This is a genomic window from Entomoplasma ellychniae (assembly GCF_002930155.1).
GTDB lineage: Bacteria > Bacillota_I > Bacilli_A > Mycoplasmatales > Mycoplasmataceae > Entomoplasma > Entomoplasma ellychniae.
Window position 1 is genome coordinate 188380 of record NZ_PHND01000001.1, and the last position, 26245, is coordinate 214624.

Consider the following 26245-nt stretch of genomic DNA (forward strand, 5'->3'; position numbering starts at 1 on the left):
ATTTATTTTGAATTAAAATAAGATTATATGAAAGAAGGATTAAAGAATGTCAGTTAATGATTTACGTCCAGGCACAACATTTATTTATGAAAAAAACTTATTTGTTGTAGTAGAACAATCTTTTTCTAAAACAGGTAGACAACAAGGTAAAGTTAGTGTGAAAGCTAAAAACTTAAGAACTGGAGCACGTGTTGAAATTACATTTACAGGTGGAGATAAAGTTGAAAAAGCCATGATTGAAAGAAAAGATATGCAATATTTATACAATGATGGTAATGATGCATATTTAATGGATATTGAAAGTTATGAACAAATTCAAATACCAATGTCAAGATTAGAATGAGAATCAAAATTTTTAAAAGATGGTCTTATGATTAAAATGACTGATTTTGATGGTGAAGTATTAGGAATATCTTTACCTGATAAAGTTGAACTTGAAGTAACCCAAGCTGAAGGTGCTGTTAAGGGAGATACTACTAGTGGTGCTCAAAAAAAAGCAGTTCTTGAAACAGGGCATGAAATTATGGTTCCTTTATTTGTTAATGTAGGAACAGTTATAATTGTCTCTACAGAAGATGGTAAGTATTCAGGAAGAGCTCAATAAAAAAGGAGGATATTATGTATATCTCAATTGAAAGAAATAACAGGGGTTCATTAGACATTGAAATAAATGCATTGAACAGACTAATTGAACATTCAGTTACATCAGATGTACGTGATGTTACTAAAAAAATAAAAGACATTGATGTGTGAACTGACATTTATTATGACAATGTTGTTTATGTACTAATTAAGATAAAATTAATAGACAATGCAATGATGTTAGATGAACATCAAATTTATAAAGGTGTTGAAGAAGCAATATTTCAAACACTTGGTTTAAAACCTAAAAACATTGCAATCGCTTATAGAAAATAGAGGAATTGAATAAATGAAATTTACAGAACAAAAAGTTAAAGAACAAGGAACAGGTAAGTGAATAGTTTGTATTGATGGACAAGAATGAACAGATGTTTTAAAAAAAGCTAAAAATAGAGTTATTGCAAATCTAGAAGTTCCAGGATTTAGAAAAGGAAAAGTTCCACCAGCTCAAGTTGAAAAATACGTATCACCTTCAAAAATTTACAATGAAGCTTACAGAATGATGATTTCACCAGCATTTGATTTTGCCAGATTACAAGATGTTAAAGTTGAACCAATGAATTCACCAACCCCATTACCAAAAAAAGTTAGTGAAAAAGAATTGGTTATTGAGTTTATATTTGATTTAAAACCTGAAATAAAATTAGGTGAATATAAAAACATTAAAACTATTGAAAAACTTAAAACTGAAGTTACTGATGAAGAAATCGCTGCAACTATTGATCAATATTGTGAACAATTTACAATGGAAAAAACAAAAGATGCTAAAGAATCTATTGTTCATGGTGATGCTGTTATCTTTGACTTTGAGGGATTTTTAGATGGTGTTGCATTTAAAGGTGGAGAAGCTAAGGGCCACAGACTAGTTATTGGATCTAAGCAATTTATTCCAGGATTTGAAGAATCAATGATTGGTTTGAAATTAGGTAATCATGAAATTGAAGTTGTATTCCCAAATGATTACACCCCAGAATTGGCTAATAAAAAAGCAATATTTAAATTAAACATTACTGAAATTAAATCAAGAGAGCTTCCAAAAAAAGACGATGAACTTGCTAAAGATTTAAATTTACCAGGTGTTAATACATATAAAGAATTTGAAGCAAGAGTTAAATCTGATATTCAAAAACAAAAAGAGACAAATCTTAAAAATCAATTTGTTAATGATTTGATTGTTGAAATTGCAAAAAATTCAACTATTGAATTGCCTAAATCTGCAATTGAAAATCAAACAGCCGATCTTAAAAAACAATTCGAAGAAGAACTTAAAAAACAAAACATGGATATTAAAAAGTATAAAAAGAAAACAGGTTTATCTGATGAACAAATTAATGAAGAGTTAAAATTTGATGCAATTGCTAAATTACAATCATATTTAATAACTTCTGAAATTAGAGCTAAAGAAAAATTTGAAGTTAGTGAAAAACATTTAAATGCTAAATATGAAATGTTTGCTTCTCAATTTGGGATTGATGTTGAACAAGTTAAAACTATGATTAATCCTGAAATATTAAACGGCGAAATTATCAACGAATTATTAGTTGATTTCTTATATTCAAACAATGGATAAAAATAACCTGAAAAGGTTTTTTTATTTTTTAGCACTCTATACTATCATTTGCTAAAAAATAGTGGTAATATATATATAACCTAATTAAGGAGGTTGAATTGATGAGTAAAAAAAACATATTACCAATAATACCAATTAAAGGGAACGTAGCTTTACCTTTAATAACAAAAAATATTGAAGTAGGTAAAAAAACGACTCTTAAAGCTGTTGACTTTGCTTCGAAAGAATCCGAAGCATCAGTTGTAATTGTTCCAATTAAACAAAGTTCAGAAGGTGAAGTAAAAGTCAAGGATTTTCTTGAATTTGGAACTATTACAGATTTTAGTGTAATTAAAAAATGAGAAAATAATGCTCTAACACTAAAACTAAGCCCTAAATTCAGAGTTAATATAAATAAAGTCTGAAAAGATAGTGAAAATGATTTTTGAATGTGTGAATTTGAAGAAGTAAACACAATTTTTGACTTAAATGAAGAAGATAAAAAAGAAATAGCAAGTTATATAACTGATCAAGCAAAAGATAATAAAGAATGAGAAAAGTATTTACATGTTAATTTAGAAAATAATAATGATGAAATTAACTATGAATTATTATTAGATTCTATAGTTAATGACTTTGCTTCAGGAAAAATTGTTCAAAACCCAGATTTTATTTTAAGTCCTTCTTTAAAAAATAGATGAGCTATTTTGAAAAACATTTTATCAAGTGATGAGGATGAAATGATTGTTCAACCAAACAATGTAGCTTCAGAAGCACAAGCCAGAGCGAATGTTGAACATGTTATCAACAAAAAATTAAAAGATAAAATGGACAAACAACAAAAAGAATATTATTTAAGAGAAAAAATGAGAATAATTAAAGATGAATTAGATGAAGAAGACTCTGAAAATGATAAAAATTCTATTGAAGGATACAAAAATAGATTAGCAAAAGAACCTTTCCCTATTGAAGTTAAAAATAAAATATTAGCTTCAATTAAAAGAATCGAGGCTATGCAATCAGGCACACCTGAATGAAATACTGAAAAAAATTATGTTGATTGAATGATGTCTATCCCTTGATGAGAAGAATCTGAAGATTTAACTGATTTACAATTTGCACAAGATATTTTAGATAAACATCACTATGGTTTGAAAAAAGTTAAACAAAGAATTATTGAATATTTAGCTGTTAAAACTAAAACTAGTTCTTTAAAGGCACCAATAATTACTTTAGTTGGTCCCCCAGGAGTTGGAAAAACTTCACTTGCTAAATCAATAGCTGAAGCTATTGGAAAAACTTTTGTTAAGGTAAGTTTGGGTGGGGTTAAAGATGAATCTGAAATTCGCGGTCATAGAAAAACTTATGTAGGTTCAATGCCAGGAAGAATTATTCAAACTATGAAAAGAGCCAAAGTTAAAAATCCTTTATTTTTACTAGACGAAATTGATAAAATGGCATCTGATCAAAGAGGTGATCCTGCTAGTGCGATGTTAGAGGTTTTAGACCCAGAACAAAACAAAGAATTTTCAGATCATTATATTGAAGAACCATATGATTTAAGCCAAGTTATGTTTATAGCTACTGCTAATTATGCACAAGATATCCCTGAAGCTCTATATGATAGAATGGAAATAATTGATCTATCAAGTTACACTGAAATCGAAAAAATGAAAATTGCTAAAGACTATTTAGTAGATAAATCAGTAAAAGAACATTCGCTTTCAAAAGAAGAATTAACTTTTACAGATTCAGCTTTAGAAGAAATTATTAAATACTACACTCGTGAAGCCGGAGTTAGACAACTTGAAAGACATATTAACTCTATTTCAAGAAAATATATTGTTAAGCTATTGAATAAAGAACTTACAAACTTGATTGTTGATCCTAAAGTAGTTAACGAATTTTTAGGAAAAAGAATATTTGACCATACTGAAAAACAAAATGAATCACAAGTTGGTGTAGTTACTGGTTTAGCATATACTCAATTTGGTGGAGACATTTTACCTATCGAAGTAAGTTTATATCCTGGAAAAGGTAATTTAGTATTAACTGGTAAATTAGGTGATGTTATGAAAGAATCTGCAACAATTGCTTTAACTTACGTAAAATCAAATAATGAAAAATATGGAATTGATTCCAAAATTTTTGAAAATAACGATATACACATTCATGTTCCAGAAGGTGCAGTGCCAAAAGATGGTCCAAGCGCAGGTATAACAATTACAACAGCGCTTATTTCTGCCTTAGCAAATAAACCTGTTTCCAAAGAATTTGGAATGACTGGTGAGATTACTTTGAGAGGTAATGTATTGCCTATTGGTGGTTTGAGAGAAAAATCAATATCTGCTGCTAGAAGTGGATTGAAGACTATTATAATTCCAATTAAAAATGAAAAAGATTTAGATGAAATTCCAGATGAAGTAAAATCTATTTTAAAAATAATACCTGCAGAAAAATACGAGCAAGTATTTGATATAATTTTTAAATAAATAAATAAAAGTATGATTATTGTGATTGTACTTTATTTTATAAAAAGGAGAAAAATGAAAAAACAAATCAAAACGTATAACGAGTTAACTCCAAAAGAAATTTGAGATATTTTTAAATTAAGAACAGAAGTCTTTAATGTTGAACAACAATTTATAATTTCTGATATTGACGAAAATGACCTGATTTCTCATCACTTGACTTTTAGAAATGAAGATGATGAACTAATTGCATACTTAAGAATTTATTTAGAAAACGGACATTCAACTTTAGGAAGAATTGTTGTGCCTTTAAAGTTTAGATCGAACAATTATGGGAAAATGTTAGTTCAAGCAGGAATTGATGCTTGTTTAGAAAAATACCCTGATTTAGAACTTGAAATACATGCTCGAGATTATTTAAAAAGATTTTATGAGTCTTTAGGGTTTGTATCAACTTCAGAACCACATATGTTTGATGGTGCACCACATAGATTTATGAAAATGGATTATTCTAAAAACCAAAAATTAAAAACAAAATAAAAAGAGGTATTATGCCAACACCATTAGCTTATTTATTAAGACCAAAAACAACTAAAGATATTATTGGTCAAACTCATTTATTGGCCAAAGATGGATTGGTTGAAAGAATGATTAAAAATGATTTTACATCATCACTAATTTTTTATGGTCCAAGTGGAACTGGAAAAACTTCTTTTGCTATAGCTTTATGCAATGACTTAAAAATTGAATTTGATACGTTTAATGCAAGTTTTGAAAAAAAAGAAAAGTTAACTAGTATTTTAAATAAAGCGTTATCTTCAAAAAGATTTGTATTAATAATCGATGAAATTCACCGATTAAATAAAGATAAACAAGATATATTATTAAGTTATATGGAAAATGGAAATATTATATTATATTCAACAACTACTGAAAACCCATATTTTGTAATTAACCCAGCTCTTAGAAGTAGAGCTAATATTTTAGAATTAAAAAGAGTTGATCCTTTTGAATCATTTGAATATATCAAAAAACTTATTAATTCAAATAAACTTAATATTTTATTAGATGATGAAAGTTTGAAATATCTTTGCGAAATTAATAATGGTGATATTAGAAGCTTAATTAATAATTTAGAAATTCTCATTAATTTATATGCAGAAGAAAAAATAACCTTAGATTTAATAACTAGTATATTTGTTAATGCTAAAAATCCTTCTACTGCAGCTGGTGATGATTTTCATGATTTAAAATCAGCTTTTCACAAATCTATACGTGGAAGTGATGTGGATGCGTCATTGCATTACTTTTCAAGACTAATATCAATTGGAGATATAGAAACTTTGATGAGAAGAATGGTAGTTATGGCATATGAAGATATAGGGTTAGCAAATCCAAGTCTTCCACCACGTGTATACACTGCTTGTGAAGCTTTTAGAACTTTAGGCATGCCAGAAGGAATTATTCCGTTAGGATTAGTTGTTATAGAAATGGCTCTATCACAAAAATCTAATTCAGCAGTTAATGCAACTCATCAAGCATTTGAAGACGTTCAAAAAGGGATGGTATATGATATTCCTGATTATTTAAAAGATGCTCACTATAAATCTGCTATTAAATTAAATAGAGGTGTTGGGTATAAGTACCCTCACAATTATAAAAAGGCATACGTTGAACAACAGTATTTACCAAACAAAATAAAAAATATGAAATATTACATTGCTAAACAAGATGCAAATTATGAAAAAAGGGTTTGAGAAATATATAAAACATTTACAAACAAGACTGATTAAAAATTTATAAAAATAAAGAAGAAAAAAACTTTTTTATTTTTTTTTATTTTTTTCACACATTTATTTTTTATTATGATATTATTTTTAAGTGTCTCTCAGGAGATGCTAATGATCTTTGAAAACTAAATAGAACAACATTGTACAATCCTGTAAACAATTCAATTGAGTACAGATTAATATACAACATAAATATAATAGTCAGAATTAAACAATTTTAAAATGAGAGTTTGATCCTGGCTCAGGATAAACGCTGGCGGCATGCCTAATACATGCAAGTCGAACGGGAGTGCTTGCACTCCAGTGGCGAACGGGTGAGTAACACGTATCTAACCTACCTTTTAGTGGGGGATAACTTTTGGAAACGAAAGATAATACCGCATATTAATATCATTATCGCATGAGAAGATATTCAAAGATCCGTTTGGATCGCTAAAAGATGGGGATGCGGCGTATTAGTTAGTAGGCGGGGTAATGGCCCACCTAGACAATGATACGTAGCCGAACTGAGAGGTTGATCGGCCACATTGGGACTGAGATACGGCCCAGACTCCTACGGGAGGCAGCAGTAGGGAATTTTTCACAATGGACGAAAGTCTGATGAAGCAATGCCGCGTGAGTGATGACGGCCTTCGGGTTGTAAAGCTCTGTTGTAAGGGAAGAAAAAATTTGAGAGGAAATGCTCTTATCTTGACGGTACCTTACCAGAAAGCCACGGCTAACTATGTGCCAGCAGCCGCGGTAATACATAGGTGGCAAGCGTTATCCGGATTTATTGGGCGTATAGGGTGCGTAGGCGGTTTCGCAAGTTTGAGGTTAAAGCCCGGAGCTCAACTCCGGTTCGCCTTGAAAACTGTGGGACTAGAATATCAGAGAGGTAAACGGAATTCCATGTGTAGCGGTAAAATGCGTAGATATATGGAAGAACACCAGTGGCGAAAGCGGTTTACTGGCTGATTATTGACGCTGAGGCACGAAAGCGTGGGGAGCAAATAGGATTAGATACCCTAGTAGTCCACGCCGTAAACGTTGAGTACTAAGTATTGGGGATTACCTCAGTGCTGCAGCTAACGCATTAAGTACTCCGCCTGAGTAGTATGCTCGCAAGAGTGAAACTCAAAGGAATTGACGGGGACCCGCACAAGTGGTGGAGCATGTGGTTTAATTCGAAGCAACACGAAGAACCTTACCAGGGCTTGACATCCAGTGCAAAGCTACAGAGATGTAGTGGAGGTAAACATTGAGACAGGTGGTGCATGGTTGTCGTCAGTTCGTGCCGTGAGGTGTTGGGTTAAGTCCCGCAACGAACGCAACCCTTGTCGTTAGTTACTAACATTAAGTTGAGGACTCTAACGAGACTGCTAGTGTAAGCTAGAGGAAGGTGGGGATGACGTCAAATCATCATGCCCCTTATGTCCTGGGCTACACACGTGCTACAATGGCTGGTACAAAGAGTCGCAATCTCGCGAGGGGGAGCTAATCTCAAAAAACCAGTCTCAGTTCGGATTGAAGTCTGCAACTCGACTTCATGAAGCCGGAATCACTAGTAATCGCGGATCAGCTATGCCGCGGTGAATACGTTCTCGGGTCTTGTACACACCGCCCGTCAAACCACGAGAGTTGGTAATACCAGAAGTACGTAGCCTAACCGTAAGGAAGGCGCGTCCCAAGGTAGGACTAGCGATTGGGGTTAAGTCGTAACAAGGTATCCGTACGGGAACGTGCGGATGGATCACCTCCTTTCTATGGAGATATGACAAAAACAGATTGACTATTATATGTTCTATTTAGTTTTCAGAGATCATTAAAAATGAATCTCTGGAAAAGAGTATTGTTCTTTGAAAACTGAATATTAGATAAGCATTGTAAAAAGATTAAATAAATCAAATCAATTTTAACAAATTAATAAATTTTACTGAATCAATTATCAATTGCTTTAAGATTTTTTCTAAAAAAATAGTAAGGGCACATGGTGAATGCCTTGGAAAATGGAGCCGAAGAAGGACGTGATTACCTGCGAAAAGCATCGGGGAGCTGGAAGTAAGCTTTGATCCGGTGATATCCGAATGGGGAAACCCAATATGATTAATCTCATATTATCCATAAATGAATACATAGTTTATGAGAAGGGAACCTTGGGAACTGAAACATCTTAGTACCAAGAGGAAAAGAAAATAATAATGATTCCGTTAGTAGCGGCGAGCGAACGCGGAAAAGGCCAAACCAGTCTACGGGCTGGGGTTGTAGGACATCTTTTAGAGTTACAAAATCAATATATAGTAGAAGCTACTGGGAAGTAGTGGCATAGAGGGTGATACCCCCGTATACGAAATATATTGATCTCGTAGATGTATCCTGAGTACGACGAAACACGTGAAATTTTGTCGGAATCCGCCGAGACCACTCGGCAAGCCTAAATACTCCCATTTTACCGATAGTGAACCAGTACCGTGAGGGAAAGGTGAAAAGTACCCCGAGAGGGGAGTGAAATAGTTCCTGAAACCATGTGCTTACAAGAAGATAGAGCCCGTTAATGGGTGATATCGTGCTTTTTGTAGAAAGAGCCGGCGAGTTACTATATCGTGCGAGGTTAAGCAGAATCTGTGGAGCCGTAGTGAAAGCGAGCCTTAATAGGGCGTTTAGTACGATGTAGTAGACACGAAACCGGGTGATCTAGCCATGAGCAGGTTGAAGTTAGGGTAAAACCTAATGGAGGACCGAACCGACGTTCGTTGAAATGACCGCGGATGACTTGTGGCTAGCGGTGAAATTCCAATCGAACCCGGAGATAGCTAGTTCTCCCCGAAATATATTTAAGTATAGCGTCGAGGTTTACCGCAATGGAGGTAGAGCACTGAATATATGATGGCCCCACCTAGGGGTACTGAATAGAATTAAACTCCGAATGCCATTGTCGGATACTCGGCAGTCAGAACATGGGTGATAAGGTCCATGCTCGCGAGGGAAACAGCCCAGATCGTCAGCTAAGGTCCCTAAATTTAGGTTAAGTGTGTAAGGATGTGAAATTGCACAAACAGCTAGTATGTTGGCTTAGAAGCAGCCATCATTTAAAGAGTGCGTAACAGCTCACTAGTCGAGTGATTTTGCGCCGAAAATGTACCGGGGCTAAACCTAATACCGAAGCTACGGATTGTATTTTTAATACAGTGGTAGGGGAGCGTTCTAAGTGCGATGAAGTCAGACCGTGAGGACTGGTGGAGCGCTTAGAAGTGATTATGCCGGCATGAGTAACGATTGAGGGTGAGAATCCCTCATACCGTTTGACCAAGGTTTCCTGGGCAAGGTTCGTCCACCCAGGGTTAGTCAGGACCTAAGGCGAGGCCGAAAGGCGTAGTCGATGGACAACAGGTTGATATTCCTGTACCTGCTAGTTAGTGATGGAGTGACGGAGAAAGGTAGTGTATCCCAGGCGATGGATGTCCTGGGTTAAGCACAAAGGCGGCAACATAGGCAAATCCGTGTTGTATTAAACGCTGAAGTGTTATGAGGAGTGAACGGTTCGCCTAGTAACGAAGTACATGACCCTACGCTTCCAAGAAAAGCTTCTAACTTAATAACTAGTAGCCTGTACCTATAACGAACACACGTGGTCAAGGAGAAAATCCTAAGGTAAGCGAGATAACTGTAGCTAAGGAACTCTGCAAAATAACTCCGTAACTTCGGAAGAAGGAGTGCTCACTTTTAGTGAGCCGCAGTGAAGAGGGAGGGGCAACTGTTTAGCAAAAACACAGCTCTCTGCTAAGTCGTAAGACGAAGTATAGGGGGTGACGCCTGCCCAGTGCCGGAAGGTTAAGAGGAGAAGTCAGCGCAAGCGAAGCTTTGAATTGAAGCCCCGGTGAACGGCGGCCGTAACTATAACGGTCCTAAGGTAGCGAAATTCCTTGTCAGGTAAGTTCTGACCCGCACGAAAGGCGTAATGATCCCTTCGCTGTCTCGGCTGCAGACTCGGTGAAATTTTAGTACCGGTGAAGATGCCGGTTACCCGCAACTAGACGGAAAGACCCCGTGGAGCTTTACTATAACTTGATATTGAAATTTGGTATAACGTGTAGAGGATAGGTGGGAGACTTTGAAGCTGGACCGCTAGGGCCAGTGGAGTCGTCCTTGGAATACCACCCTCGTTATATTGGATTTCTAACTTCGACCCATTATCTGGGTTAAGGACAGTGTCTGGTGGGTAGTTTGACTGGGGCGGTCGCCTCCTAAAATGTAACGGAGGCGCTCAAAGGTACCCTCAGCATGGTTGGAAATCATGCAAAGAGCGCAAAAGTAGAAGGGTGCTTGACTGTGAGACTTACAAGTCGAACAGGTACGAAAGTAGGATTTAGTGATCCGGCGGTCCCGAGTGGAAGGGCCGTCGCTCAACGGATAAAAGTTACCCCGGGGATAACAGGCTGATCTCCCCCAAGAGTTCATATCGACGGGGAGGTTTGGCACCTCGATGTCGGCTCATCGCATCCTGGAGCTGTAGTCGGTTCCAAGGGTTGGGCTGTTCGCCCATTAAAGCGGTACGCGAGCTGGGTTCAGAACGTCGTGAGACAGTTTGGTCCCTATCTGTTGTGGGCGTAGGAAAATTGAAGAGAGCTGTTCCTAGTACGAGAGGACCGGAATGGACACACCTCTGGTGCTCCTGTTGTCACGCCAGTGGCACAGCAGGGTAGCTATGTGTGGAACGGATAATCGCTGAAGGCATCTAAGCGAGAAGCCTCCTTTAAGATGAATTTTCCCATTTTTAAAATGTAAGATCCCTTGTAGACTACGAGGTTGATAGGATGGATGTGTAAGTATCGTGAGGTATTAAGCTAACCATTACTAATAGATCGAGAGAATTTTTAGAGAAAAAAGCAATTGAATGATGCAAGTCTAGTATTTAGTTTTCAGAGAACAATTCTGAGATAATGATCTGGTGATTATAGCATAGAGGTCACACCTGTTTCCATACCGAACACAGAAGTTAAGCTCTATAGCGGCGATGATATTGCATTTGTGAGAAAGTAGCACGTTGCCAGTTCAAAATTAAAGAACCGAAAGGTTCTTTTTTTTTTTTTTTTTTGCTTTTTGCTTTTTGCTTTTTGCTTGTATTCAAATTGTTTTAAGAGTATCATTACTTCTAAATATAGAAAGGGGAATTAAAATTATGCTAAGTTTAGTTAATATAAATAAAAAATACAAAAGTTTACCTATTTTAAAAGATATAAATTTAAATATAAAAGAAAATGAAAAAATAGGTATTATGGGTGTTAATGGCTCTGGAAAAACGACTTTAGCAGAAATAATATTTGGTGTTATAAAGCCAAATAAAGGAAAAATTATTTTTTCAAATAGCAATATAGTAATTAAAAATGCAGTTTTTCAAGATGTATCATTTGATGGAGAATTAAAATTAAGGTCAATTTTCAAGTTTTTTTGTTCCGCACTTAAGGTTAAATGTGACAACAAAAAAATATCTGAAAAGTTTGAAAAGTTCGAACTAGAAAATCAATTAAATTTAAGATACTCTAATCTTTCTGGTGGTCAAAAACAAAAGTTTAAATTTCTTATTGCACTTTTAAATAATCCAAACTTTTTGTTACTCGATGAACTAACAACTCATTTAGATTACGAATGAAAAATTAAAATAGTTGATTTAGTTACAAAATATTTAGATACTAAAGAGTGTGTTTTGCTGTTAATTTCACATGACTCTTATGAAGTCGCTAAGTTGTGTGACAGAGTTATAGTTATTAAAGATAATGTAATTAATAAAGATTTTAAATTATCTAGTAACTTTGAAGAATCTTTATTAATCATTAAAAAAATGGTATATGATAATGATTGCAATAATTAAATTAGAACTAATTAAGTTTTTGAAAAATCCTTTTTCGTTATTTTTTTCATTTCTATTGCCTTTTATATTATTAATTTTTGAAGGTACAGTCTTTGGCGTTAAGCTATATTATATTGGTCCAGGCCTAATTATAATGAATGCTGCAACGCTAACTATTTCAATATTAACAAATTCTTTATTTAATGACAGAATTACAAAAATAACAAAGCAAATTTCAATAACTCAACTATCTATTTTAAAATACATGTTTGGAAAACTTATTTTTAATTACATTTTATTTCTTATTAATTTTTTTATTATTACTTTTTTCTCATTTTTAATTTTTAAAATATATTGAACTTTATTTATCATAATTTCTTTATTATTTATTACAACAATTGCTTTTCTAACTTTTTTCTTTATTTCAGTAATTATTTCTAGTAGTTTAGAGACTTATAAAAATTGTTCGTTTACTGCATTAATTTGCTTTTATATAATTTTATTTTTATCAGGTTCTGTAATACCTGCTGAACTATTTCCGAACTGGGTGAAAATCATTCAAATCTTGATACCTAGTGGTTCGGCTATTTTGATAATTGTTAATTTAAAAGAAGGAATAATTTTAAGTTCAACTTGATATTTTTACTTGATAGCAATAATTCAATTAATTGTTTTTGCTCTTTGAGCTTTTAAGAAATTTAAGTGACAGTAATTATTTTATGTCATAGAAAGGTAAATATGAAAAAATAAAATATTCATATTTCAAATCTTAGATCAAAACATGAAACTAAATGCTCATGTTTTTTTTATTTTATGAAATCTATAAAATAATATCCTTTTAATTTAAAATCAATTATTCCTTAAAGGTGCTATACTATAAATAATTACAGTTTAAAGGACAAAATATAGATGAAAAAAATACTTAAAAGCTATATGAAAACCTTTATTAAAAATTGAGTTTCTTCATTATTTATTATTGTATTTTTAGCATCGTTAACAACAGCAATTATAGGCATTTTAGCTTCACCCATACAAATTTATTTAAAATTACATTCCAGTGAAAATAAAACTGTTAAATATGACAATAAAATAGATTTAGATAATTCTCAAAGCGTAATCTATAGTTATGATTTTATTGAAAAATATTTTATGGCTGAGACTAGTCCTATTGAGAGCGAAGGTATAAACATTTTAAAATCAAACGCAAATGTAAACATTGATTTGAATTCAATTAGTGATTTTCAAACTGAAAAAGATAATTTAACAAATGTTTTTAACAATTTTTTAGCTTCTTATAGAACTAGTAGCATAGGAAATTTATCTTTAAGTAAAAAAACCTTTTTAACAATATTTAAAGATGAAGAAATAAAAAAGGTTATATATTTACATATCACTAAGGCTATTAGTGAAGCTATATTTGAACTAGAAAGTTCAAGCAGCGATGTTACTAGCCAAGATATTAGTTCAGCTTTTTTCGGTGCTTTATATAAAATTTTTCTTTTTGCTAACTTGAACAAACTTATTGATTTTTCAATTTTTTCTTTAGTTGATCAACTAAAAAATTGAAATGAAAAAAATTTAAATGAATTGATTAATTTAATGGTTAATAATTTTAAAAAATCTGAAGCACAAGAATTTTATTTTTTAAATTATGCTTTGATAAAATCAGAATATTCAAAAAAACTTTGAAATAAAAATTACCTACATGATGATAGAGTTATAGTATTAGAAAAAATTATAGAAGAAATCTCAAAAAATAAAAAAGCAAATTATGAATTGAGTGTTAGTCAATCTTTCAAATTAGCTCCCTCTCAAGGTATTTTTGGTGGAAAAAATACAGCTGACTTAAAAAGTGAATATAGTTGAGCTATAAATACAAAAGAAAAGAAATATTCTGATATAACAAAAGTGTTATTTGACAAATCAATTGCTAAAAACTCAGAAAATACTCACGAATGAAAAGCTGATTTAAATGATAACCCTGAAGTTATTATTTCTGCTGCTTTTGCAAAATTAAATAATATTAAAGTAGGTGACTATATAAATTTACCAGAAGCAAATTCATCACAATTTGGAACGTTTTTAAACTTCCTAAGTAAAGAAGAGATTTTTAATAATATTCATCTAACTGAAATGTATTTTACAAACTCATTTAAAGTTAAAGTTGTTGGCATAGGTCAAAATTTAGAAGATTTTTTTCCGGGACCCTCATATTCATCTTTTAATCAAAAACAAAACAATTACGCTATAGTTTATGCAAATAATAATTTCACACAAAGATATAAAAATTTTGAATGAAAATTTTTAAATAGTTCTGAATCAACAGGTGCTTTATCTTTAAAAATTAAATCAGAAAAAACAAGTGACAAATTAGAAGCTCAAGATTTTATATTTAAAAAAAATAATGATGAAGATTTTTTAATTTTTCAAAAACCAAGTTCATTTTTAAAAAAATGAAGTGACAGTAACTTTGACAAACAGTCAACAAATTTAAAAATTAGAATTATTATTTTTATAGTTATATCTTTTGTAATATTACTTTTAGCTTTTTTGTTTATAAACTTTAATATTAAAAAAGAAATAAATGAAACAAGAAAACAACTGGGAATTTTTAAATCTTCTGGATACTTTACAACAGAACTTAGTTGAGTATTTGCGCTTAAAACTTTTGTTTTATTTTTCACAAGTATATTAATAGGTTTTTTCTGTTCTTTCCCATTTCAAAAGTTTGCTGCTAGAGGTTTTGAAAACTCTTTAACAATTTATTTTAATAAAGTCTATTTTTCACCAATTATGTTTTTAGTTATTGTTATTGGGATACCTTTATTCTTTTTGTTTATTGCTTTCTTATTTACTTTAAAAGACTTAAATGAAAAACCATTATCTTTAATAAACAATGATAAAAAGAGAACCTATAAAACTAAAAAAAGTTTATTATCAAAAATTTCAGAAAAACATAACATATTTTTTTCTTGAAGATTAAGAAAAGCTTTCATTAAAAATTCCAAAGGGAAGTTCGTTATGATTCAAACTCTTTTTGCTTTTTCTTCACTTTCATATATTTTAATATTTGGATCTCAAACTTTAACAACAAAAATTATTAATCAAAGTTTTGCTGTTTACAATGAAAAAGTTGATCATTATTATGATTGAACTGGTTCATATTCAAAATACGTAATAAATTCGCAAAAAAAATATGATTGAGATCAATCAAAACAAAATCCTATAGAACTAGACTATAAAGATATATCAGATTTTAAAAACACAAATGATTATTTAACCAGTGAAGATTTAACCAATGATTATAGATATAAAGTTTCTGCTTTAGCTCAAATGACTATAAACTATTTCAATAGTTTAAGTGATGAAGATAAAGTTCAGTTCATATTGCCTCAAAATGAAGTAGAATACACTATACAAAAAACGTTTGGATTTGATTTATCATCAAGTCCTGATGGTAAAACAATTAGTGATGTAAATTTTTTATCAACGATTTTAAATTTTGACTTAAACAGTGATTCATTAAAAGAAGGCATTTTCGAGATTAAAACAACTGGAAAAACTAATAAAAAAATTACTTTAGAATCTTTAGAATCTTCAAAAAATGAAAATACTGTAACTCTTAAAAACATTACAGAAGCTAAGCTAAAAAACATTTTTTATAATGAATTAACTCAACTATTTGCTATAAAAATGTTTCAAATAGCTGCTATTTATGAGTATTTACCTGTAATGCTAAATAAACCAAATAGTAAGTTTACAACTGAAGAATTAGTTTCTGCTTTTGCATCAAATGAAAAAATTAATTTTAACTATGATCAGTTCATTAATATAACAAGCAATTTGCCATTATTAAAAAATTATAATCCAGCTAAATCAGTTTTTTGAAAAACTGGTGATAATAATGAGATGTTTAAACATACATCATCAATTTTAAGCGACACAAAGCAGTTTAATGATTCTCAAATAATTTCGCTATTGTACAAAGGAAGTTTGAATTTATTACCTTCTACTTTATCTTCAAATTTATTAATAAGTGATACGAACGAAAATACGTTAACTGACAAAATGATAAACTTTAATAGCATAATGTTTGATAAAAATAAAGAAACTTTGACATCGAAAATATATTTGAATATAGGTGATAAGTCTGATGAAAGTCTTATTCAAACCTATTTATTGTCTAATCAAACATCAAAGTACGGTGACTTTAGAAAAACATTTAATTTTTATGGTATAAATAATAATCAAATGAATGAATTTTTAGAACCTTCTGATGGTGTTATTCCCGCAATTATTCCTTATTTCTTGCACCGAGATAAAAATATTAATATTGGTGATATTCTAACATTACATAGCAATACTTCTGAAAAGTTAGAAATAAAAGTTAAAGTCGTTGGCATAAATCAAGCTGAAACAATTTCATTAGGTCAGGATTCAATCATGTTAAATAAAGAGAGTTTTGAAAATCAGTATTTTAATAATGATTTATTGGTCAAACCAGTGTTTAATCAATTATTTTCTTATAAAGAAATGTTATCAACTGAAATGTCTTTTTCAAATATTATCACTTCCTTTTTAAAAACAATAAATAAAGAAGAAAATATCACAATAACTAGTGATAAGCAATCAAATGTATTTTATGAAATGATTTATGGTGTATTTGAAGAAACTAAAGAAAAACCTTTAGAAGTAATATCTTCAACAACAAATGATTTAAAAAAACAAAATACTTTTTTAATAACAAATCAATCATTTTTAACTAAATATAGAAATAGTTCTGTTCCATTTAACATCATGAAATCAGCTGCAAACTTTGCAATCGAAATTTCAAATAAAATTATGTTTGTGTTTGTTTTACTATCAACTGTTATTTTATCTATTATTTTATTAGTGGTAATAGGCATAATAGTTGATGAATCAAAAGCTACAATATTAACAATGAAAGCTTTAGGATATAAAAAAATGCGAGTTAATTGGACTATTATGGGAAGTTATATTATAGGTCTACTAATTTCTTTTGCAATAGCATTTATTTTGTCAATTATAATTTGGCAAGTTCTTTTACATTGAGTATCAGTTAAATTTTCTGTTTATATATTTTTAGGAGTGGATTATAGGTCGGCTTTAATTACAGCACCAATTGTTTTTGTTGTTTTAATATTTGGTTGATTTGTAGCTAATAAACAAGTAGAAAAATTATCACTATCACAAATAACCAATATATAATATTTATATTATGGAATCGATTAAAATAAAACTCATAAATGACTTTGAAAAAAAGCATATTAAAAAAGAACAATCAAGTGAAATTTTTGATATCAACTTTAAGTGAGAGTATCTCTCACTTTTTGAGTTATGTTCAAAACCTAAATTATTAGCTTATATAAAAAAAATATATAAAAAAGATATAAACTGAAAAACAAACAATTTTGTTAATGAAAGCATTGATCAAATAAGAACCTTTTTGAAATCTATAGATTCTGCTTTTTGAGATTACATATGCTTAACAAATAATTCAAAATTAATCTTAAATATGTATGAAGAATTTTTAAGAGAAATATATTCTAAATCCAAAAAATTAGTTAATAATCATTTTATAAGCATGATTATTTGTATGAACGAAGGTATTGAATATACTTTAAATTATGAAAATCACCCAGTTATTGAGAGTTTTGATACAATATTTCAAGATTTTAAAATATGTTTTCAAAAATTTATTTTAAAAAGGTTAAAATCTATAAATAAGAACTATCCAGGTATAAAAATATTGCAATTAATTATTAGTGCTTATGAAGAACAATTAGAAATAATATAAAAGGGGAAACATGTTAAATAAAATAGAAGCAATTAAAACCTTAGTAATAAAAGAATTAGCAGAGGCTAAAACTGTTTCAGAAATTGAAGCAATTAAGAAAAAAAATCTATCAAAAGATTCCGAATTGAATGCAATTTTAAAATCATTAAGAAGCTCTGAAATAGAAAATAAAACTGAAGTTGGAATGAAAGGTAATGAATTAAGAAATTTTATTAATGAACAAACAACAAATAAAATAAATGAGTTGAGTAAAATTGAAAATAATATAAAATTACAAAATGAGAAATTTGACCCTTCAATTCCAAGTTCTTTAATTAGACTTGGAACAATTCACCCTTTAAATATTGTTGTGGAAGAATTAACTGATATATTTAGCGAAATTGGTTTTGATGTATTACCAAATCGTGATGTTGAGTTTGATAAATTTTGCTTTCAAAATTTAAATTTACCAGTTGGTCATCCTGCAAGAGACATGCAAGATTCGTTTTATATTAATGAAGAGTTAGTGCTAAGTACTCATAATACAAACATGTCTGCTAGAATGTTATTTAAAATGGCTGAAGAAAAAAATTTTGAAGGAAGTTATGCAAATATTTCAATTGGGAATGTTTATCGTAGAGATGATGATGATGCTACTCACTCTCACCAATTTATGCAGATGGATGTTTTGGCTGTATCTAAAAAAATTAACTTTACTAATTTAAAATGAATTTTAAAATATATGTGTAAAAGATTGTTTGGAGAAGATGCAAAAATTAGACTCAGACCAAGTTTGTTTCCTTTTACTGAACCAAGCGTTGAAGTTGATGTAAGTTGTTTTAAATGTAAAGGAAAAGGTTGTTCAATTTGTAAATATTCAGGGTGAATAGAAATTTTAGGATCAGGAATTATTAATGAGCAAGTTATGAAATTAAATGGAATGGATCCTTCAAAAAATACTGCTCTTGCTTTTGGAGTAGGTATTGAAAGAATAGCTATGTTGAAATTTGGTATTTCTAATATCAGAAGCTTATATGAAAATAACATTAAATTTTTAGAACAATTTAAGTTCTATGGGGAATAAGGATAAATATGATAATTACAAGAAAATGATTAAATAAATACTTAGACTTAACAAATGTTACAAATGCACAAATTGCTATTGCTTTCAACTCACTAGGCTTTGAAGTAGAAGAAGAAATTGACTATTCAAAGTTTAGCAATAATAAAATAGTTTTGGGATACATAGAATCTGTAGAACAAATTCCTGAAACAAATTTGAAAAAAACTGTCACAAAAATTGGAGCTAACAAAAAAGTTACTATTTTATCAACTGCAAGAAATATTATTGCAAATAATTATGTTGTGGTTGCTTTACCTGGGGCAACTTTGTTTAATGGAAACATATTAGATAACCGTAAAATGTTAGGCATAGTTTCAGAAGGGATGTTTTGTGCATATAACGAAATAGCATTTTCAAATAATAACTTAACTGAAGCAGAAATTGTGGAAATTGTTTTTGTAACATCGTTATCAAAAGATTTAGAAAAAGAATTAGGTAATCCAATTGGTGAAATAATTGGACTTGATGATTATGCTTTTGATCTAGATTTAACACTTAATAGAAGCGACGCTTTAGCTGGCTATCAATTGGTTAAAGAACTAGCTAACTATTTTGATTTAGAACCAATTGAATATAAAAATGAATTTAAGTATAGTAAGCAAACTCAAAAATTTAATATTAATATAAATAAAAAAGTAGAACAAAATATTAATACCATATCATACAGTTTAGTTCACTTGAATGAAAATGAATTTAATTTAACAACTCACGATGATATTTTACTAAAAATATCAAAAATTAAATCTAATGATAATAAATTTGAACAATTAGCCAATATAGCAACTTTTAAAACCGGTCAACCTTTTATTTTAATGGATGCTGACAAAGTTACAAATGATTTTGAAATAACTAATCAAATAATTGATGACAAAGAGATTCTAGTTTTAAAAAATAACAAAAGATTAGTAAACATTATTGGTCTAAAAACCGAAAAAGAATTTGCAGTAACTAATGAAACACAAAGAATATTAGTACTAATGTTAAATATAGATCAAATTATAATGCGAGGGCAATTAAAAAAATTAAATATAAGTAATATTGATTTGCAAAGATATGCTAAGCCGTTAAATAAAAATTTATTTAATCAAGGGCTGTTAGCTTTACTAAATGTGTTTAGTAAATATAAAATTTTAGATTTTGCTGAAAATATTGAAGTTTTATTAAAAGGCGAACAACCTTTAAATGTATATAAAACTACATTATCAAGAATAAATCAAATTTTAGGTATGGAATTTACTGTTCCTCAAATAATAGATTTATTCAAACATTTAGACATTGAAGTCACATCAAAAAAAGATGAAATAACTTTTGATATTGATGAAAATAGAACTGATATTTATGGTGAATTTGATTTATGTGAAGAAGTTGCAAGAATTTATGGTTATGACAACTTTGATGAAAAACCATTAGAATTTACAATGTTTAATAAGACAAACAACCTTGAAAGAAAATTAAAAAATAAAGTTGTTTCATATTTTGTAGGTAATGGTTTTAATAATATAAAATCATATTCTTTAACTGAAAAGACAACTAATAAAGCTTGAAACATGTTTGATGTTAAAGGGATTATTAATGTAATGAGTCCTCTTTCAATTCAAAGAGAAAGTTATAGAACTAATTTATCTAAAACAATGGTTGAAACTATTATTTTTAATGCAAATAATGGAAATAAGAACTTAAAATTATTTGAAGTTGGAGATATTTTTGGACTAAATGAATTTAGAGAAAATCATTTATGTTTTGCTGTTAGTAATCAAATTGTTAAAGATCCAATCACAAAAGTTGATATTAAATCAAGTTATGCTTATATTCAATCTTATTTAATTGCTATTTTAAATTTTTATAAAGTTAATTTAAAAGAAGTTTCTTTTATTAATAAAGAACCAACAACTTCAGATATCCACCCTTTTATTAATATTGAAGTTAAATATAAAAATAAAACTTTAGCTTACATATTTAAATTGAACCCCGCTTTTGAAAAGGCAAATAAAATTGGTGAAACTTTTGTTTGTGAAATAAACATTAATGCCATTTATGATGTTTCTGAAAAAATTCATAAAACTAATGAATTATCTAAATTTCAAAAATCTTACAGAAATATTTCAATGGAATTATCTAGAGAGCAAAGTTACCAAGATATTGTTAAATCAATTGTTGATAGTGTTAAACATTTGGTTTCTTATGAAATAGTTGATATTTATGCAGATGATCAAATGAAAAATGAGAAAAAATACTCAATAACTTTTAAATTTGAATTTAACAGCATTGATAAACAATTAACTGAACAAGAAATTTCTTCTCAATTTAATATTATTTTAAATAGAATAAAAGATGCTAAGGTTAAAATAAGATAATATGGATATTAATTATTTTGAAAATAATTTACATACTGAAATAATTAAAGAAATTAAAACACTTGAGGGTTTTAAAATATTTCATCCTTCAGTTACTAAATTATCTAAATTTGAAATTGATGTTGATTTAGATTGAAGTAAATCGCTTTCTATTTTAAGTGTTAATGGCGTAATTAATTTTAGTTTACTTTTTGTAAATGAATTCACTAATAAAGAAGAAGAATACTCAAATTCTATTGATTGAAGTGAAGAATATTGTTTTTCTTCAAACGCAAGTTCAAATTCTAATATTATTTTGGGTGATAGGTTTAATGTATTAAATTACGCTATAGAACAAATAAACATAAATTTGCCATATAACTTATCCAATAACAATAATGATATAATAAAAAAAGTATGCTCTAATGATGTTTTTTTTACAGAAGAAGAGTATAATAAAAAAGAACAAAATAAACTGGACCCAAGATGAAATCAATTGGACCAGTTTAACAAGAAAAAGTAAAAAGGAGGGTACCAAATGGCTGTACCATTTAGAAAGACTAGTAAATCCGTTAAGAATAAAAGAAGAAGTCATTTAGCTTTAGTAGCATCTAATTTAGTTTCTTGTGAAAATTGCGGAGCAATGATAAAATCTCATAGAGTATGTAGAGACTGTGGATTTTATAAAGGTAAAGAAGTTAAATCTATTGAAGATTAATTTAAAATAATAATAAAATGAGCTTTGAGCTCATTTTTTTTCTATTTTTTACACATTTTTATTAATAAGTTTTATAATATTAACATGATAGTGGGAAGAAATGGGGGAAAGTGGTATGTTATTTTATGGAACATATGAACATAATTTAGATGAAAAACAAAGACTTACCATTCCTTCTAAGATACGTGGAAAAGTTCAAGGAACTATACTATACGTTTCTAAAGGTTTTGAAGGAAGTTTAGAAATGAGAACTGAAACTGAATTTCAAAAGTGAAGCAATCAAATATTAAGTTTATCAAGTTTTAATAAAGACACTCGAATGTTGACTCGTGAAGTTATCGCTAACACCCACGAAGTCGAATTAGATAAAAGTGGAAGAATTAATATACCCGCTAACCTTTTAAAGCTAGCAAATATTAATAAGTCTGTTTTTATCTTGGGGATGGGTGATCGTATAGAAATATGAGATAGTCAAACCTTTAATAACTATCAAAAAGCAAATGAAAATAAACTTGAAGTGATATCAGAAAAAATTTATCAAGGAATAAATAACTAATGAATAAGCATATACCAGTTTTATTAAAAGAATCAATTGATTATTTAAATATAAAAAAAGACGGAGTTTATGTTGACTGCACATTAGGCAGAGGTGGTCATTCTAGTGAGATTCTCAAAAAGTTAACTTCTGGAATGTTATATTGTATTGACCAAGATGTTACTGCTATTGAAGAAGGCAAAAATAAACTATCAAAAATTAGTAGCAGGTTTAAAATATTGGAATCTAACTTTAAAGACATAGCAATGATGTTAGCTTTAAATAATGTTTTGAAAGTTGATGGCATTTTATATGACTTGGGCGTATCTTCACCTCAATTTGACATCCCAGAAAGAGGTTTTAGTTATAGGTTTAATGGGCCGCTAGACATGAGAATGGATATTGTGAACAATCCTGTGACAGCTGAAACTATATTAAATACTTATTCACAAGAAGACCTTGAAAAAATTTTATGAAATTACGCTGATGAAAAATTTGCAAGATCAATTGTAAAAAACATTATTCAAGCAAGGCCAATATCAACAACATTTGAACTAGTGGATATTGTTAAAAAATCACTACCTGCAAAAGTGCTTAATTCTCCAAAACACCCAGCAAAAAAAACTTTTCAAGCTTTAAGAATTGCTGTAAATGATGAATTTGAATCTCTTAAACAATCTCTTCAACAAAGTTTGGTCTTATTAAAACAAAAAGGAAGAATAGTGGTAATAACTTTTCATTCATTGGAAGAAAAAATAATTAAAGAAGTTTTTAAAAAAGAAACATTAGATGAACAAAAATACTTTTTAAATAACTTGCCATTTGCATTTGAATCAGATAAGCAATTTAAGTTAGTAATAACTAAACCATTAAAACCAAGTAAAACTGAATTAGAAAAAAATAAACGAAGCCACAGTGCAAAACTATGAGTTATAGAAAAAAAATAAGGAGATATTATGAAAAATAAACCATTAACAACAATTGAAATAAAAGAATGAAGTATTACAATTGCAACAACTAAAACTTTTAAAAATAAACCAATTAGTATTTTTAATGAAACTAAATTTTTTGATATCCCTGTTTTAAACTCAAATGGTCTTGTTATAGAACCAATTATGGTGAAAAAAGCTCTTGGAAATATTTTTAATCAATGTTCTCTTGAATTTTCTAAAGAATACTTAAAAGAAGTTATTTGTATTTTACCAAGTCAAACTTATGTTAAAACACCAATAAAAAATTCTTTTAGATTATCTGCAGATCAACCAATTAATAAAGAAATGATTGATAAATTGAAGTTATCAATTGAAAAGAAATTAAAAGAAAATGATCATAATGAAATTTTCAATTTAAATTTTGAAAACATTCTAGTAAATGATAAAAAATGAGAAAACTTTAAAGAAATTAATGGCTCATTAGTTACTTTTATTTATAACTATGAAACTATTGACAAAGCTGTATATAAATCACACACAAGTATTGTTAAAAGTTGTGGTAAACAAATAAGCAAAATTGTTCCCAATATTCAAGCTTTATTTAACATACCAAATTCCGGCATAAAAACACCAGAAAATGCAATTATTATTAATTGAGAAAATAACAAAGTTGAATTTGGTGTTTTCAAAAAAAATAGCATTCAAACTTTTAAAACTTTAAATCAAGGTTTTGATAAAGTAATTGAAAAAATGGCTAAAAAATTTAATATTGATGAAAATTTATGTCGAAAATATTTACTTGAATCATTAGACCTAAACTCAAATAACTTTTTATCAAATATAATTCTAAAAGTTAAAAACTTTAAAAATGAATATGAATTTAATGGTTATATATTTAAAAAAGAGTTTATTAAACAAATCGATGAAGTTTTAAAAAAAATAACTGAAATTATTGCACAAAGTTTAGGTAATGAATTATTTAGATTTCCCATTTATCATTATGGCATATTAACCCAAATAACAAACATTAGTAAATTCTTTAAAACTAAAACCACAACAAATAATTTTTTTGGTTCTTTTTCTTTAATTGGGACTCTTAATGAATGTATATTAGCAACAACATATGGTGTTTGAAATACAATTGATACCTTAATTAAAAATGAAAAATCATTTGATAAATTACAACCTAAAAAAGTAGAAGCAAACTTGTCATTTGATTTTTTCAATCACCCTTCTGAAAATGGATATATGCAAGCTTTATTTTTAAAACAAGATGGTATAATAATAGATAAAGTTAAGCCTAATGAAGGAGAGCAAAAGTATGAGTAGTAAACAAGATTTTAGTCAAAGAGCCAAGATAAAAGTTATTGGTGTTGGTGGTGGAGGAAATAATGCTATCACAAGAATGTTTGAATATGGAGCGCATGGCGTTGATTTTTATATAGCTAACACTGATGCTCAAGTTTTAGCAGGTTCAAGTGTACCTAATAAATTAATTTTAGGTGAAAAATCTACAAAAGGATTAGGTGCAGGAGCTAATCCAGAAGTTGGTAAAGCTGCAGCTATAGAGAGTGAAGCTGAATTAAAAGAATCTTTAAAAGATGCTGATTTAATTTTTATAACAGCTGGAATGGGTGGTGGCACTGGAACTGGTGCTGCTCCTGTTATTGCTAGAATTGCACAAGAAACTGGAGCTTTAGTTGTAGCTATTGTAACTAAACCATTTAGGTTTGAAGGTAAATATAGAAATCAATTTGCTGAAGAAGGAATTATTGAATTAAAAAAATACGTTGATTCTACTATTGTTATTTCAAACGATAGACTTTTAGAATTTATCGGGGCTAAACCAATTCAAGAAGCTTTTGGTGAAGCAGATGCAATTTTAAAACAAGGAGTACAAACGATTACTGATCTTATTGCAGTACCAGCATTAATTAACTTAGACTTTGCTGATGTTAAAACAGTTATGTCTAAAAAAGGAAATGCTTTATTTGGTATTGGTTTAGGTACTGGACCTGATAAAGCGAATTTAGCAGCAAATGATGCCATATCTTCAACACTACTTGAAGCTTCAATTAATGGAGCTAGAGATGTTATTGTTAATGTAACTGGTGGAGAAGGTATTTCATTAAATGATGCATATGATGTTGTTGATGTTGTTAACCAAGCAATTGATAACCCTGAAGTTAATATTGTTTTTGGGGTAGCTATTAATAAAGAATTAACTGAAAAAGATGAATTAGTTGTAACTGTTATTGCAACTGGATTTGATGAAAACAAAGATATTGAGCAAAATATTATTAAACCTTCTGTTAAACCAACAACTGTTTCAAGTTTTGCAAATCTTAGATCTTCTAATTTAACAAAACAGGCACAAAAATCAATCGAAACATTAAAAACCACCACATTTGAAGAAGAAATATTTAATGCACATCAAACTATGCAAAGTTCTTCATTGTTAAACAATGAAGAACAACAACAAGAAGAATTGGATAATGATTTTCCAACATTCTTAAAGTAGGAGGTTT

General features: G+C 29.4%; 18 protein-coding genes and 3 rRNA genes. All 21 read left to right on the plus strand.

What is annotated here, in order from left to right; genetic code table 4:
- The first annotated feature begins 46 nt into the window (after nucleotides 1–46).
- On the plus strand, nucleotides 47–604 hold the full coding sequence (gene efp, locus EELLY_RS00815) for an elongation factor P (protein ID WP_104205626.1): 558 nt from the start codon (nucleotides 47–49) through the stop codon (nucleotides 602–604).
- A 14-nt stretch (nucleotides 605–618) separates the two neighbouring features.
- A complete protein-coding gene (locus EELLY_RS00820) occupies nucleotides 619–918 on the plus strand; it encodes an MMB_0454 family protein (protein ID WP_104205627.1) in 300 nt (99 codons plus the stop codon).
- A gap of 13 nt (nucleotides 919–931) precedes the next feature.
- Nucleotides 932–2212: a trigger factor gene (tig, locus tag EELLY_RS00825; RefSeq protein ID WP_104205628.1), complete on the plus strand. Its 1281-nt coding sequence runs from the start codon at nucleotides 932–934 to the stop codon at nucleotides 2210–2212.
- A gap of 101 nt (nucleotides 2213–2313) precedes the next feature.
- On the plus strand, nucleotides 2314–4683 hold the full coding sequence (lon, locus tag EELLY_RS00830; protein WP_104205629.1) for an endopeptidase La: 2370 nt from the start codon (nucleotides 2314–2316) through the stop codon (nucleotides 4681–4683).
- Between the two features lie 54 nt (nucleotides 4684–4737).
- Nucleotides 4738–5202, plus strand: a complete 465-nt coding sequence (locus tag EELLY_RS00835; RefSeq protein ID WP_181021031.1) for a GNAT family N-acetyltransferase — start codon at nucleotides 4738–4740, stop codon at nucleotides 5200–5202.
- Between the two features lie 11 nt (nucleotides 5203–5213).
- Entirely contained in the window at nucleotides 5214–6455 is a 1242-nt protein-coding gene (locus tag EELLY_RS00840; protein ID WP_104205631.1) for a replication-associated recombination protein A, read from the plus strand.
- 215 nt (nucleotides 6456–6670) lie between these two features.
- Nucleotides 6671–8195: ribosomal RNA gene (locus EELLY_RS00845) — 16S ribosomal RNA — on the plus strand.
- Between the two features lie 206 nt (nucleotides 8196–8401).
- Nucleotides 8402–11310, plus strand: a 23S ribosomal RNA gene (locus EELLY_RS00850).
- 65 nt (nucleotides 11311–11375) lie between these two features.
- Nucleotides 11376–11484, plus strand: a 5S ribosomal RNA gene (rrf, locus tag EELLY_RS00855).
- Together the 16S, 23S and 5S rRNA genes form the textbook arrangement of a ribosomal RNA operon.
- Nucleotides 11485–11610: 126 nt before the next feature.
- Nucleotides 11611–12300, plus strand: a complete 690-nt coding sequence (locus tag EELLY_RS00860; RefSeq protein ID WP_104205632.1) for an ATP-binding cassette domain-containing protein — start codon at nucleotides 11611–11613, stop codon at nucleotides 12298–12300.
- Complete coding sequence (locus tag EELLY_RS00865) at nucleotides 12284–12991, plus strand: ABC transporter permease (protein ID WP_104205633.1); 708 nt, start codon at nucleotides 12284–12286, stop codon at nucleotides 12989–12991. Before EELLY_RS00860 ends, EELLY_RS00865 begins: the two co-directional genes overlap by 17 nt.
- A gap of 221 nt (nucleotides 12992–13212) precedes the next feature.
- A complete protein-coding gene (locus tag EELLY_RS00870; RefSeq protein ID WP_181021032.1) occupies nucleotides 13213–17508 on the plus strand; it encodes an ABC transporter permease in 4296 nt (1431 codons plus the stop codon).
- Nucleotides 17509–17518: 10 nt separating this feature from the next.
- Nucleotides 17519–18097 (plus strand): hypothetical protein, encoded by a 579-nt coding sequence (locus tag EELLY_RS00875; RefSeq protein WP_104205635.1) that lies wholly within the window; start codon nucleotides 17519–17521, stop codon nucleotides 18095–18097.
- Between the two features lie 10 nt (nucleotides 18098–18107).
- The gene (pheS, locus tag EELLY_RS00880) at nucleotides 18108–19160 is read left to right on the plus strand and encodes a phenylalanine--tRNA ligase subunit alpha (RefSeq protein ID WP_104205636.1); all 1053 of its coding nucleotides are present in this window, start codon (nucleotides 18108–18110) and stop codon (nucleotides 19158–19160) included.
- An 8-nt stretch (nucleotides 19161–19168) separates the two neighbouring features.
- Nucleotides 19169–21553, plus strand: a complete 2385-nt coding sequence (gene pheT, locus EELLY_RS00885) for a phenylalanine--tRNA ligase subunit beta (protein WP_104205637.1) — start codon at nucleotides 19169–19171, stop codon at nucleotides 21551–21553.
- Nucleotide 21554: 1 nt separating this feature from the next.
- Nucleotides 21555–22055, plus strand: a complete 501-nt coding sequence (locus tag EELLY_RS00890; protein ID WP_104205638.1) for a DUF177 domain-containing protein — start codon at nucleotides 21555–21557, stop codon at nucleotides 22053–22055.
- A 15-nt stretch (nucleotides 22056–22070) separates the two neighbouring features.
- Nucleotides 22071–22250: a 50S ribosomal protein L32 gene (gene rpmF / locus EELLY_RS00895; protein ID WP_104205639.1), complete on the plus strand. Its 180-nt coding sequence runs from the start codon at nucleotides 22071–22073 to the stop codon at nucleotides 22248–22250.
- 100 nt (nucleotides 22251–22350) lie between these two features.
- Nucleotides 22351–22806 (plus strand): division/cell wall cluster transcriptional repressor MraZ, encoded by a 456-nt coding sequence (gene mraZ, locus EELLY_RS00900; RefSeq protein WP_104205640.1) that lies wholly within the window; start codon nucleotides 22351–22353, stop codon nucleotides 22804–22806.
- The gene (gene rsmH / locus EELLY_RS00905) at nucleotides 22806–23732 is read left to right on the plus strand and encodes a 16S rRNA (cytosine(1402)-N(4))-methyltransferase RsmH (RefSeq protein WP_104205641.1); all 927 of its coding nucleotides are present in this window, start codon (nucleotides 22806–22808) and stop codon (nucleotides 23730–23732) included. Before mraZ ends, rsmH begins: the two co-directional genes overlap by 1 nt.
- 9 nt (nucleotides 23733–23741) lie before the next feature.
- Nucleotides 23742–25046 carry a hypothetical protein gene (locus EELLY_RS00910; protein ID WP_104205642.1) on the plus strand — a complete coding sequence of 435 codons (1305 nt, stop codon included), beginning with the start codon at nucleotides 23742–23744 and terminating at the stop codon, nucleotides 25044–25046.
- Nucleotides 25039–26238, plus strand: coding sequence for a cell division protein FtsZ (gene ftsZ / locus EELLY_RS00915; RefSeq protein ID WP_104205643.1), 1200 nt, complete (start codon nucleotides 25039–25041; stop codon nucleotides 26236–26238). Before EELLY_RS00910 ends, ftsZ begins: the two co-directional genes overlap by 8 nt.
- The last annotated feature ends 7 nt before the right edge of the window (nucleotides 26239–26245 follow it).